Annotated in this window: 12 protein-coding genes; 8 read left to right on the forward strand and 4 right to left on the reverse strand. The window is 34.0% G+C overall.

Annotation, left to right across the window (positions count from 1 at the left end):
- Window positions 1-4: 4 nt before the first annotated feature.
- The 7 genes from ACZIYX_RS04395 (at window position 5) to ACZIYX_RS04425 (ending at window position 8117) form a co-directional block, all read left to right on the forward strand.
- Window positions 5-544 (forward strand): DUF3341 domain-containing protein, encoded by a 540-nt coding sequence (locus ACZIYX_RS04395; RefSeq protein ID WP_462680982.1) that lies wholly within the window; start codon window positions 5-7, stop codon window positions 542-544.
- A 5-nt stretch (window positions 545-549) separates the two neighbouring features.
- Window positions 550-1197 carry a c-type cytochrome gene (locus tag ACZIYX_RS04400; protein ID WP_462680983.1) on the forward strand — a complete coding sequence of 216 codons (648 nt, stop codon included), beginning with the start codon at window positions 550-552 and terminating at the stop codon, window positions 1195-1197.
- 43 nt (window positions 1198-1240) lie between these two features.
- Window positions 1241-2584, forward strand: coding sequence for a quinol:cytochrome C oxidoreductase (locus ACZIYX_RS04405; protein WP_462680984.1), 1344 nt, complete (start codon window positions 1241-1243; stop codon window positions 2582-2584).
- 32 nt (window positions 2585-2616) lie between these two features.
- Window positions 2617-3690: a cytochrome c oxidase subunit II gene (locus tag ACZIYX_RS04410; protein WP_462680985.1), complete on the forward strand. Its 1074-nt coding sequence runs from the start codon at window positions 2617-2619 to the stop codon at window positions 3688-3690.
- A 43-nt stretch (window positions 3691-3733) separates the two neighbouring features.
- Entirely contained in the window at window positions 3734-5551 is a 1818-nt protein-coding gene (locus ACZIYX_RS04415; RefSeq protein ID WP_462680986.1) for a cytochrome c oxidase subunit I, read from the forward strand.
- Between the two features lie 182 nt (window positions 5552-5733).
- Window positions 5734-6756 carry a Holliday junction branch migration DNA helicase RuvB gene (gene ruvB / locus ACZIYX_RS04420; protein ID WP_462680987.1) on the forward strand — a complete coding sequence of 341 codons (1023 nt, stop codon included), beginning with the start codon at window positions 5734-5736 and terminating at the stop codon, window positions 6754-6756.
- A gap of 32 nt (window positions 6757-6788) precedes the next feature.
- Complete coding sequence (locus ACZIYX_RS04425) at window positions 6789-8117, forward strand: cytochrome P450 (protein ID WP_462680988.1); 1329 nt, start codon at window positions 6789-6791, stop codon at window positions 8115-8117.
- A gap of 5 nt (window positions 8118-8122) precedes the next feature.
- Here the strand turns inward: ACZIYX_RS04425 and ACZIYX_RS04430 are convergent, their stop codons facing one another.
- A complete protein-coding gene (locus tag ACZIYX_RS04430; protein ID WP_462680989.1) occupies window positions 8123-8578 on the reverse strand; it encodes a GNAT family N-acetyltransferase in 456 nt (151 codons plus the stop codon).
- Between the two features lie 27 nt (window positions 8579-8605).
- Entirely contained in the window at window positions 8606-9901 is a 1296-nt protein-coding gene (locus ACZIYX_RS04435) for a phosphoribosylamine--glycine ligase (protein WP_462680990.1), read from the reverse strand.
- Window positions 9902-10362: 461 nt separating this feature from the next.
- Here ACZIYX_RS04435 and queG point away from each other — a divergent pair, with 461 nt between their 5' ends.
- Entirely contained in the window at window positions 10363-11289 is a 927-nt protein-coding gene (queG, locus tag ACZIYX_RS04440) for a tRNA epoxyqueuosine(34) reductase QueG (RefSeq protein ID WP_462680991.1), read from the forward strand.
- A gap of 272 nt (window positions 11290-11561) precedes the next feature.
- Here queG and ACZIYX_RS04445 read toward each other — a convergent pair whose 3' ends face one another.
- Together ACZIYX_RS04445 and ACZIYX_RS04450 are read right to left on the reverse strand one after the other, a co-directional pair.
- Window positions 11562-12302 carry a DUF2490 domain-containing protein gene (locus tag ACZIYX_RS04445; RefSeq protein ID WP_462680992.1) on the reverse strand — a complete coding sequence of 247 codons (741 nt, stop codon included), beginning with the start codon at window positions 12300-12302 and terminating at the stop codon, window positions 11562-11564.
- Window positions 12303-12423: 121 nt separating this feature from the next.
- Window positions 12424-14034 (reverse strand): SulP family inorganic anion transporter, encoded by a 1611-nt coding sequence (locus tag ACZIYX_RS04450; protein ID WP_462680993.1) that lies wholly within the window; start codon window positions 14032-14034, stop codon window positions 12424-12426.
- Between the last annotated feature and the right edge of the window lie 7 nt (window positions 14035-14041).

Genomic DNA, 14041 nt, shown 5'->3' on the forward strand with positions numbered 1-14041 from the left:
AAGTATGGCATCAAAAGTTATACATGCATTATATATCGATGACGACATCCTGATGGATGCTGTTAAGAAAGTTCGTGCAGAGCATTATCATATCGAAGAGGTATACACTCCTTTTCCGGTTCATGGACTAGATAAAGCAATGGGATTACCTCATACAAGATTGGCAATTACAGCATTTATGTATGGATGTGTTGGTTTGACAGTAGCAATTACAATGATGAATTACATTATGATTGAAGACTGGCCACAAGACATAGGTGGTAAGCCAAGTTTTAGCTATTTAGAGAATATGCCAGCTTTTGTTCCGATTATGTTTGAACTTACTGTGTTTTTTGCAGCGCATTTAATGGTTATTACTTTTTATATGAGAAGTAAATTATGGCCGTTTAAAAAAGCTGAAAACCCGGATATAAGAACTACTGATGATCATTTTTTGATGGCAATTGATGCTGGTAACCACGATGTAGAACATCTTACTAACTTTTTGGGAGATACTGGTGCAGTAGAAATAAAAATAATAGATAAGGAAGAAGATAACCATTAGTAATAATGAAGAATACTATAAAAATATTAGCAGTGGCAGTAGTGATGATTTGCTTTGTTTCTTGTAAAAAAGATTCAAGACCTAATTATCAGTATATGCCTAATATGTATGAACCGGTAAGTTATGAAACTTATGGTGAATATGGTGTTTTTCCTGGAGGACAGGAAGCTATGTTGCCAGCCAAAGGTTCAATACCAAGAGGATGGATGCCTTATGATTATGAAAATTCAAATGTTGGTTATAAAAAGGCTAAAGATACTTTAAAAAACCCTGTTCGTTATACCAAAGAAAACGAAGAAAAAGGGAAAGAGTTGTATAATATTTATTGTGCAATCTGCCATGGAGAAAAAGGGGATGGAAAAGGAACTTTGGTTAAAAGAGAAAAAATTCTTGGAGTTCCAAGTTATGATGATGTTGGAAGAGCAATTACAGAAGGAAGCATCTACCATGTAATGTACTACGGTATTAACTCTATGGGATCCTATGCTTCTCAAACTAATGAGCAGGAACGTTGGCAAATCGTTCAATATGTAGAGAAGCTAAAAGCGGATCTGGAAGGGAAAACCCAACGAATAGATACAGATGTTGTTGTTACAGAAGTAAAAGAAGAAGTACATCACGAGCCAACCGAAGAACACAATAACGCACATTAGTGAATTAGTATAATAGTAAAGAATAACGATATTATATAAAGATATGTATACGCTATCAAATAGATTAAGATTATTTTCTGTCATCCTTATGGTTGTGGGTCTTGTAGGTCTTGTAATAGGATTTTCACAAAGACCGGGATCTATAGAGGAGGTAAAAGAAATGATGGCATCACACGACGCTCATGGAGGTGGTCATGGTGACTCACAAGCAAAAGAGAATCACGGTGGTGACCAGGGACATGGAGAAAACACCCACGGGCAAGATGCACATGGAGGCGATGCACATTATGAACATGTGCTACACCAATTACAAAATAAACCCTGGGCTTCATTATATGCCGCAGCGTTTTTCTTTTTTATGATAGCTTTGGGGGTTTTGGCATTCTATGCAATACAATTTGCTGCTCAGGCAGGATGGTCTCCGGTTCTTTTTAGGGTAATGGAAGCTATAACCGCATATTTGGTACCAGGAGGTTTAATACTTTTTGTAATATTAGCACTATCAGGATTTCATATAAATCATTTATTTGTATGGGCTGATCCAGAGGTTGTAGCCAATGATAAACTTCTTCAAGGTAAAGCAAGTTGGTTAAATGGCACCTGGTTTGTTATAAGAGCCGCATTCTTTTTAGGAGGATGGATCTTATATCGTCACTTTGCTGTAAAATATTCCAGATTACAAGATGAAGATACCACAGGAAATAAATGGTATAAGAAAAGCTTTAAAATATCAGCAGGATTTTTAGTATTCTTTATATACACAGAATCTATGATGTCCTGGGATTGGATTATGAGCTTTGATCCACACTGGTTTAGTACCTTGTTTGGATGGTATGTATTTGCCAGTCTGTTTGTTTCAGGGATAACGACAATAGCTTTGATAACCATTTATCTGAAATCTAAAGGATATTTAGAATTTGTAAATAATAGCCATATACATGACTTAGCTAAATTTATGTTTGGGATAAGTATATTTTGGACATACCTTTGGTTCTCTCAGTTTATGCTAATATGGTATTCTAATATCCCAGAAGAAGTAACTTATTTTATTACTCGTATAGAGGATTATAAACTTCCGTTTTTTGGAATGTTGGTGATGAATTTTATTTTCCCATTATTAGTTTTAATGAACAGTGATTTCAAACGGGTAAATTGGTTTGTTGTAATGGCAGGAATTGTAATTCTTTGTGGTCACTACATAGATGTATTTAATATGATAATGCCTGCAACCGTTGGTGAATCCTGGTTTATTGGTATTAGCGAAATAAGCGCAGTATTGTTGTTCTTAGGATTGTTCTTGTTTGTTGTATTCAGAGCACTTACTAAAGCACCGCTATTGGCAAAAGGAAATCCATATTTAGAAGAAAGTAAACACTTTCATTATTAACAGTTGAATCGTAAAAAAGAAGATAGATAAAAATGACTGTATTCTTAACCATAGTAGTTATAGCACTTTTTGGAATCACATTGTGGCAAATGTCAAAAATTTTGAAATTGTCCCAAAAAAGTGACACTAATACTCAAGTAGCTAATGACAAGGATAATAGCTTACAAGGTAAGTTAATGTTAGCATTTGTAATATTCTTATATTTATTAACCGCATATTGCTTTATTCAATATCATACTTTCTTTTTGCCAGAATCTGCTTCTGAGCATGGGGTAGATTACGATCAATTAATGTTGATCTCTATGGTGCTGATTTTTATTGTGCAGTTTATTACACAAGGACTATTGCATTTCTTTGCTTATAAGTATAGAGGAAAAAAAGAAAACAAAGCATTGTTCTTTGCAGATAATGATAAGCTAGAATTTATTTGGACCATTATTCCGGTAATTGTACTTGCAGGATTAATTATTTATGGATTATTTACCTGGACAGATATCATGGATATTGATGAAGAGGAAGGAGATCCGTTAATTATTGAATTATATGCTTATCAATTTGACTGGAGAGCAAGATATTCTGGAGAGGACAACGTATTAGGCAAAGCTAATGTTCGTTTTATAGAAGGAGTTAATACATTGGGACTTGATGTTTCTGACAGTTATGGAAAAGACGATAAAATAACCAACGAATTACATTTGCCTGTAAACCGAAAGGTTATCTTTAAAATGAGATCTCAGGACATATTGCATTCTGCTTATATGCCATTCTTTAGAGCCCAAATGAATGTAGTTCCCGGTATGATTACCGAGTTTGCTTATACGCCTACACTTACTTCTGAAGAAATGAAAAACAGCGAGTTTATGGTAGAAAAAGTAGCTACAATAAATAAGATAAGAAGAGAGAAAAGTAAAAAATTAGTAGCCTCAGGTGAAGAAGCTTTAGAAGAGTATACATTTGATTATTATCTTTTGTGTAATAAAATTTGTGGAGTTTCTCATTACAATATGCAAATGAAGATAATAGTAGAATCTGAAGAAGATTATGAAGCTTGGTTAAAAGGGCAAACTACTTTTGAAGAGCAATTATCTGCACAAGCAAGCAACTAAGAAGAAGAAAATTAATATACTATATTAAAAAAGAAATAGCGTTATGTCAGCAACTCAAGGAGATAACCACGATCACGATCACGACGATCACGGGCATCATAAAGAAACCTTTATTACCAAGTACATTTTTAGCCAGGATCATAAAATGATCTCTAAACAGTATTTGATTACTGGTTTGATAATGGGTATCATAGGTATTGCTATGTCATTATTGTTTAGGATGCAATTAGCATGGCCAGACCACCAATTTACTATCTATGAAATACTTTTGGGTAAATTTGGAGAAAACGGTGTAATGGATCCAAGTATATATTTAGCTTTGGTTACCATACACGGTACAATAATGGTGTTTTTTGTATTAACGGCAGGTTTAAGCGGAACTTTCAGTAACCTTCTTATTCCATTACAGATAGGAGCCCGTGATATGGCTTCAGGATTCTTAAACATGGTATCTTATTGGTTATTCTTTTTAAGTAGTATAATCATGGTGTTGTCTTTGTTTGCAGAGGCAGGACCAGCATCTGCGGGATGGACTATTTATCCGCCATTAAGCGCATTGCCACAAGCAATTGGTGGTTCTGGGACAGGAATGACTTTATGGTTGGTCTCTATGGCTATATTTATTGCATCTTCTTTGTTAGGGTCATTAAATTATGTGGTTACTGTAATAAATCTGCGTACCAAAGGAATGTCGATGACTCGTTTGCCATTAACAATCTGGGCGTTTTTTGTTACCGCAATTATTGGGATAGTATCATTTCCCGTATTGTTGTCAGCAGCTTTACTATTAATAATGGATAGAAGTTTTGGTACTTCATTTTATTTAAGTGATATATATATACAAGGAGAGGTCTTGCATAACCAAGGAGGTTCTCCAGTACTTTTTGAACACCTGTTCTGGTTCTTAGGGCATCCAGAGGTATATATTGTACTTCTGCCAGCATTAGGGATCACTTCAGAAATTATTGCAACAAATGCTCGTAAACCTATATTTGGATACAGAGCGATGGTAGCTTCTATTTTGGCAATAGCATTTTTATCGACAATAGTATGGGGACACCACATGTTTATATCAGGAATGAATCCGTTTTTGGGATCAGTATTTACATTTACAACACTATTGATCGCAATCCCATCTGCAGTAAAATCATTTAATTATATAACAACATTATGGAAAGGTAATTTGCAGCTTAACCCTGCAATGTTATTCTCTATAGGGTTAGTTTCTACTTTTATTACAGGAGGACTTACAGGAATTATTCTTGGGGACAGTACTTTGGATATCAACGTACATGATACCTATTTTGTAGTAGCACACTTTCACTTGGTAATGGGTATATCTGCATTATATGGTTTATTTGCAGGAGTATACCATTGGTTTCCTAAAATGTATGGTAAAATGATGAACAAAAATCTTGGGTATGTACATTTTTGGGTAACTGCAGTTGGAGCATACGGGGTATTTTTTCCAATGCATTTTATAGGTATGGCAGGATTACCACGTCGTTATTATACCAACTCTAATTTTCCGTATTTTGATGATTTAACAGATACTAACGTTTTGATTACTATTTTTGCACTTATTACAGCAGCAGCACAATTAGTGTTCTTATACAATTTTATAAGCTCTATTTTCTTCGGAAAGAAAGCTGTCCAAAACCCATGGAAATCCAATACATTAGAGTGGACTACACCAGTAGAACACATGCATGGTAACTGGCCGGGAGAAATTCCTAGTGTATATAGATGGCCTTATGACTACAGTAAGACTAATGAAAATGGAGAATACGTTATTGCAGGACAAGATTTTGCTCCTCAGATAATTCCTCTACAAGATGGTGAAGAAGAAATGCATCATTAAAGACACAGATACTTAAAACAACAAACAAAAGCCTTTTCATAATAACGAAAAGGCTTTTTCTTTTGCTATAAATACTGCTTATATCAAAGCATAGGCAGCTCTTTATTATTATATTTGTTTTACTCTTTGATTTTATATAGTATAAAGATCAAAGGGATCATTTTTTCTAAATACTATTACTAATGAACGAAAACCTTAATCCAACAAACGAAAATTTTTCTGGTGAAGATCTGGATATAGAAAGAGCATTAAGACCCCTCGCCTTTGAAGACTTTGCCGGGCAGGATCAGGTATTAGAAAACTTGAAAATTTTTGTTCAAGCGGCTAATTTAAGAGACGAAGCTTTGGATCATACCCTTTTTCATGGTCCTCCCGGATTGGGTAAAACCACATTAGCGCATATTTTGGCAAATGAACTAAAGGTAGGTATCAAAGTTACTTCTGGGCCTGTATTGGATAAACCGGGGGATTTGGCAGGCTTATTAACTAACCTAGACGATAGGGATGTTTTGTTTATAGACGAAATCCATCGATTAAGCCCTATAGTCGAAGAATATTTGTATTCTGCTATGGAAGATTATAAAATAGATATTATGATCGAGAGTGGCCCAAATGCCCGTACAGTACAGATTAATTTGAACCCATTTACTTTGGTAGGAGCAACTACCAGATCAGGATTATTAACAGCACCAATGAGAGCTCGTTTTGGAATCCAGTCCAGACTACAATATTATACTACAGAACTACTATCTACCATTGTACAGCGTAGTGCATATATACTTAATGTACCAATCTCTATGGAAGCTGCTATTGAGATAGCAGGCAGAAGCAGGGGAACACCAAGAATAGCCAATGCTCTATTGCGTAGAGTACGTGATTTTGCCCAAATTAAGGGTAACGGAAAGATAGATATCGAAATTTCTAAATTTGCATTAAAAGCATTAAATGTAGATGCACATGGTCTGGACGAGATGGATAATAAGATTTTATTAACCATGATAGATAAGTTTAAAGGAGGGCCAGTTGGATTAACAACAATAGCAACAGCCGTTAGCGAAAGCCCGGAGACTATAGAAGAGGTATATGAACCCTTTTTAATACAACAAGGATTCATTATGCGAACCCCAAGAGGGAGAGAGGTAACAGAAGCCGCATACAAACACTTAGGCAGAATAAAAGGAGGCATTCAAGGAGGTTTGTTTTAAAATAACTCTCCTTTCTATAAAAAACCTTATTTATGTACAATAACCTATCTACAGTTTCCTTTTTTAAAGTGCTTAAAAATGCAGGTCGTATACTTAAAAACCCACTCCCTTTTCATCATGAAAACTTTCAAAAATACGGGGATGTTTTTAAAGTGAAAATTGGACCGGGTAAATCGGTTATTTTTACTCGCGATGGTGGTTTTGCAAAACACATGTTACAAAAGCAGCATAAAAAATATGCAAAGTCTGATCTGCAAACAAAAGACCTGGCAAAATATATTGGCGAAGGTTTATTGACTTCTAACGGAGAAAAATGGTTACGACAAAGACGATTGATCCAACCAGCATTTCATAAAAAAAAGCTGGAATCGTTAATAGATATTATAAAAGAAGTGATTCAAGAAGAGTCTGATAAAATCACTGTGGATAAGGTAATAGATGTTTTTCCTTTAATGAGCGATCTTGCTTTTAATGTAGTAGCAAAATCGCTTTTTAGTTACACAGATACGGGTAATACCATTTCTAGATTGCAATATATTACAGAAACTGCCCAAAAATCTTTAATTAAAGAAATACGACAACCGTATAAAAGGTGGTGGTTTTATCTTAGCGGAAAAATCAAGAATACCCATAAATTAACCCAAGAAGCAAGAGATATTCTTAATACAATTATAGAAGAAAGAAAAAAATCGGATAAAGAGTATAACGATTTATTAGATATGTTGTTGGCTGCAAGGTATGACGATGGGAGTATGATGGATAACGAACAGCTAATAGATGAAATACTTATCCTTTTTGTAGCAGGGCACGAAACTACCTCTAATGCATTAACTTTTACACTAATGCTGCTGGCATTGCATCCGGAAATACAAGACAGAGTGTATGCAGAGGTTTTTGATGATAAAGACGGATTATCCCTAATAAACGAAATTGCTGAATACACATATACCAAACAATGTATAGAAGAGGCAATGCGATTATACCCTCCGGTTTATTTTTCGGATAGAGTGGTTATAGAAGACGATGTGTATAATAATCTTAAACTCAAAAAAGGAAATACCATTTTGATTTCTTTTTTTGAAATTCACAGGCACAAAGATTTTTGGAGCAATCCGGATCAATTTAACCCGGACAGATTTGGTATAGATGTAGATAAAAAACAATATTCAGACCATTATTTTCCGTTTGGTGCAGGTCCAAGAATGTGTATAGGAAACAATTTTGCAATGTATGAAATGGTTCTTACAATAAGTAATATGGTAAAAAAATATAAAGTCAATACTATTCACAAAACGGTAGAGATAAAACCGTTGATTACCTTAAAACCCCAAAAAGCAAACCTTATTTTATGCGTTAGATAATTATATTACTGCACGGGATCATAAGAGTACACCCATTCTGTATCGTTGCCAATTTTTAAGGTTTCAATCATTAAAAACCCGTTTTTTTCGTAAAATGATTTTAATCTTTCTTCTTCGATTGTTAGCCAATATTTTTGATCCGGATCAAGTTTTTTTAACCGGGATAGCCATTCAGAACCCAAATTTTGATTTCTCCGGTCTGGATTTACCCATAAATAACCAATATAAAGATGCCCTTTTTCAAACCAGTCTTCTGCTTTTTCTTTAAAATCTGTCATATCTGGCGGACAAATAGAAAAAACAATACCTCCTGCAATAATATGCTCTTCTTCTTCTTCTAAAACATAAATTTTTGCATACCCCTTATATTCTATCCAATAAGGTATAATAGATTCTTGCCACTCTATTGGCAGGATTTCAAAAAAACTTTGGGGAAAATTATTTTTGTGTTTGAATATCATTTTCAGTCAGGTTAATATGGTAAAAAATTAAAGAAGCCCCCAGGACCAAAGCTTATCAGAATCTTCGTGCCATCTGTCGCCAATATCTGTGCGGTAATAGCAATTATTTACAATAATGTTGCTAATTCTGTTATTCATCATACGTTGTGCATCCTTCATTGTTAACCCGGTACCGGTAATTAATAAAGCAGCACCGATGCTACCGGTTATTAACCATTCATCATTTATCATTTTTAAATGCATTGGATGGATTCCTTCTGTCATTTTTTTCTTAAAAACAATTACAGCATCTTTAGAAAAAAGTTGAAAAGTCTTTTTATCATCATAAGGAAAAGGAGGAACAACAATCAATGTGCCTACCTGAAACCCTTTTTTTACTTGCATTTTAAAATTTAGTCCGGTTGCAATTTTATATAATAATTCACCAATAGGCTCTATAATACCGGCTCTTTGAATGCATATTTGAGGATATCCAAAACGAGAAGTGAACTCTAGTGGATAAATTCCATTACCATTTACAATACAATTAATATCGATGTGACCGGTAAAATTGTTTTTAGCAAGGGTAGATTCAAACTTTTTTAAGGTAGCTTCAAATACAGGAGAATCTGTTGTCCAAAACATGCTAGTACCCATTTCTCCGGTAGATACGCCTAATTCTTTAGGAAATAGTTTTTTATGTTCAAAAGTGACATTTATTGGATATATAAATTGATTTCCATTAAAAAAAGCCGCAACAGAAATTTCTACTCCTTTTACTTTTTTCTGAAGCTGAAAATTTCCAAAATTGTTCCCCCATGATTTTTCATAAGCTTTTAAGATTCTAATAACATCTTCCCCTTTATCATCATTTCCTACAAACAGAAGCTGTTTTAGATCCTGTGTTTCTCCCGAAGGTTTAATAACATAGCTATCCGGGCGTGATTGTACAAAATGTATTGCGTCCTTAAAATTATTGAACTCATAATAGGGGAGGGTTTTTATTTTATGTTTTTTAAGCTGGTCTTGACCAAAATTTCTGTCCAGCTCTAGCATGTCGGTATATTCTGTGCCTCCTATAACTGGTTTTCCCAATGCTTTTAATTCAGAACAAATTTTTCCAAAACCGGTATAATCAAAAATAATAATATCTGCCCAATCTATATGTTTTTTCCAGTCGTTAACTTTTTTAACAAATCCAAAACCAATTTCTCTGGAAGATTTGTCTTCAATATACATTTTAACAGAATTATCCTCTAAAGAAGTAGTATAAGCGAGATCTAATGATTCTCCCCATTTTGAAACAAAGAGAAATTTTTTTTGAGTTTTTAAACTTTTTTTCAACAATAATAAATATTATACAAGTAAGAAAGATTGCAAAATAAAAGCAAACAATCTTTGTATTGAATTAAACAAAAATAAAATCGAAGGGGTGTGTCCTTTGAAGAAGTTAAACTAAAAACCCGGCTCCTAACTCTGTAGGATACTTCTGAAAGCAACTTCTGGTTTTTCAGATATCCGAATCCATTTAAAGGATGTGTTATATTTTATAAAGACATATCAAAAAAGATAATTGTACTACTACAAATGAAGCTATTTTTTCTAAATGTTTTTTATTTTTAAGATTTTTTTTTCAAAAAAGTAACTAGAAAATAAAACAATTAACAACTTTAATAATATTGCTGTTTTGCATTTACTATTTTTACAGGGATTATTACTCTTGTATGAAGAAAACCAACCGTATTATTGGGTTAAGTTTTATCTATAACTTGTATAGGTATTGTAAGATAAAGAAATAGATGTAATTGATTTTAAAAAGTAAATATACACAATCCATTAAGGAAGAAGCAAAACGACTTGGTTTTTTGTCATGCGGTATTTCCAAAGCAGAATTTTTGGAGAAAGAAGCCCCAAGGCTGGAAAAATGGCTCCATCAAAACAGGAATGGACAGATGGGCTATATGGAAAATCATTTTGATAAACGACTAGATCCAACAAAGCTAGTTGAAGGTTCTAAAAGTGTAGTATCCTTACTTCTCAATTATTATCCTCTAGAAAAACAAAAAGACCGGGATGCCCCAAAAATATCCAAATATGCTTATGGTACCGATTATCATTTTGTAATTAAAGATAAGTTGAAACAGTTGCTTGATTTTATAAACGAAGAAATCGGCGAAGTACATGGCAGGGCATTTGTAGATTCGGCACCGGTAATGGATAAAGCATGGGCAGCAAAAAGCGGGTTGGGATGGATTGGTAAAAACAGTAATCTGCTCACACAAAAGGTAGGCTCTTTTTATTTTATTGCAGAGTTAATTCTGGATTTAGACTTAGAATACGATACTCCTGTAACAGATCATTGTGGTACCTGTACCGCTTGTATTGATGCTTGCCCTACACAGGCTATTGTAGAGCCTCATGTAGTAGATGGTAGTAAATGTATCTCTTATTTTACTATAGAACTTAAAGAAGAGATTCCGGATAGTTATAAAGGACAGTTCGATAACTGGATGTTTGGTTGTGATGTCTGTCAGGATGTTTGTCCCTGGAACCGTTTTTCAAAATCTCATAACGAACCACTTTTTGATCCAAAACCAGATTTGCTGCAAATGACTAAAAAAGATTGGGAGGAGATTACCCAGGAAGTATTTTCTAAGGTTTTTCAAAAATCTGCGGTAAAAAGAACCAAGTTTTCCGGGTTAACCAGAAATATCCGGTTCTTAAAGGATTGATATAACAAAATCAAATTACTTTTTTAAGTCCAAACTACCTAAATATTTTCCCAAATAAAATAAAATCAAAAAAAACAGTAAGTTGTTAAAAAACAATATCTTATAGGTGTTCTGCACCCTGCTAGATATCGATGTTTTTACAAAGTTATCTCCTGCAACGTGCAGGAGATAACTAGATAGTAGTATTCAATAAATTGTGTCTTTCTGCAGACCTGGCTGGTATAAGATCTAAAACAGTATTTGGTAGTGCTTAATGATAATTGAGGTTAAAGCTATAGTGTAAAGTTTTTTACAAAAGTAGTTTGAATAATAGGTTTTGATTTGTAGGTATCTGTAGCAATTACATCCCACTGGTTCATGTAGCCTAGTTGTAGGTTGGTGCCAGAATTAAATTTATAGCCAACCCCAAGATAAAACCAATTTCTCGAAAAATTTTTTGGTATAAGATTATCTGTTTGCGGTAGCCAGATCTCATCAAAAGCCTGTAAGAATAACACTTTTTTATTTCCGAAAGTTTTTAATGGTAGTACCATGGTTAACCGATAACGAAAACGGTTTGCAAAATCCACACCATCTTTGTTAAAATTGTCGTTGTTATCTTTTGTAAATACATCAAACCAACGATGTTCTTGTCGAAACCGATGAAGAATATCCACGGTACTTATTTTATGTTTTAGCAGTACTTGCTCCCAAATATTGTTTTCGTATGTGGTGATCTTTAGATTAGTACCAGAGGGGGTTATGCGATTGCTCAAAAATGAATACCCAAGACTTATCTCAACATTATTGTTTAGATGATAATCTATAGATGGTCGTTCTATAAAAGTATTTTGCTCGGATAAAAAAGCCCCTAAACGTTCATGAATTTCATTGCTAAAACTCCATTTTTTATTAATGTTTACCCTGTTAGAAAGGGTAAACCAAGTACTGTTTGGATCGTGTTGAATGGTTTCTTGTGCTTGGATTGGCATTGCAATCCATAATAAAATCAATATGCTATACAGGTTTTTCATTTTTATAAATATTTTAAGCAACCGGTATTAGAAACAATCGAAGCCTAGATAAATCAGGGTCCATTTCTAAAAGGAAACAGTAAATTGTTAATCTGTGATTAATTTGTGGTGCACTTTGGTTTTATGGTACAATCACTTCTTTGTTTTTTCTGGATGCCAAAGGGTGTTTGGATAACGGAACATGTTTTTCAAGACCTATAATTTTAACTTCACCATTATTATTTTCATAGTCATGTTTAAAATGCTCCAGATTTTCCATTACAGAGTGATCTACTAATTTGGTGTTTTTTAAATCAATAGTAACGCTAAAACCATACGGGATTTCTTCTAGTTTACGTTTTATACCTAAATAATTAGTAAAAACAGCAGCTTTATTGATTTCAACTAAGTAGTTGTTTCCTTGAAAAGAGACTACTGTGGGAGCTTTAAAAAACGAAGAAACAGGAGTACCGTTAAAAATATGGATAATCATTTTTAGAACCATTCCTGCTGCAATGCCTATCAAAAGATCTTCAACGAGAGTAAAGAAAATAGTAACCAAAAATATGGCAAGTTGCTCTTTTCCGATTTTAAATGTATGTACAAATTCTTTAGGGTGTGCAAGTTTAATCCCTACAGTAATTAGCATAGCAGCAAGAGCAGCATTAGGAATCATCTCCAGAATAGGGGATGCCAACACTAAGAATAATAAAATAAAAAAACCATGAAAAAAGTTTGCCCAACGGGTTTTTGCGCCATTGTTAACATTAGAAGAACTTCTTGCAACTTCAGATATCATAGGGATTCCACCAAAAATAGCAACAAAAGCATTACCAAGTCCTACAGCAATCAGATCTTTGTTCATATCTGATTTTCTTTTAAAAGGATCCAGCATATCAATCGCTTTTACCGTTAATAAAGACTCCAGAGTTCCTACCAAAGCAAACATAATTACATATTTTATAAAAGTACCTGTTTGTGAAAGTCCCGAAAAACTAACATTTATATTTAGGTTTTCTATAAAGCCCCCTATTTTTACCAAAGCATAATCAGGTTCTGTTTCTTTAAAATGCATAAATAACTCGGCAGGAATGGCGAATAGTAAGACGACTAAAGGAGCAGGGATCATTTTAATGTTTTTGGACTTGATATATGGCCAGCCCATCATGATTATTAAACTAATTATACCAATCATTGCTGCCTTAGGGTCAAGATTCATGACAAATTTTGGGATATTTAGTAACAGTTTTATAGGTCCCATTCCTTTGGCTAACAATGGATCATCATTTAGTAAAACAGGAATTTGTTTTGCGATAATGATAATCCCGATAGCCGTCAACATACCATGAATGGCAGATAGGGGAAAGAAATCGGCTAATTTGCCTAATTTTAATATCCCAAAAAGGACTTGTACAATACCTGCAACAACCATGGCACCAAGAGCAAGTTTCCAACCAGAAACAATGTCTCCATGCCCAAATTCGGCAACTGCACCTGCAACAATAACGATCAAACCAGCAGCAGGTCCTTTTATAGTTAGTCTGGATCCCATAATAAAGCTAACCAAAACACCGCCTGCAATAGCAGTTAAAAGCCCCATTACCGGAGGAAAATCAGAAGCCTTAGCTATACCCAGACTTAATGGTAACGCTAATAAAAAGACAATAAATCCGGAAATAGCATCTGTTTTAAAATTTTCTCTGAATCCCTGCCATCCATCGGCAGGGATTTTAATATTTTGTTTTGTATTCATTTTGTTA

It is taken from the genome of Aquimarina sp., assembly GCF_977115655.1.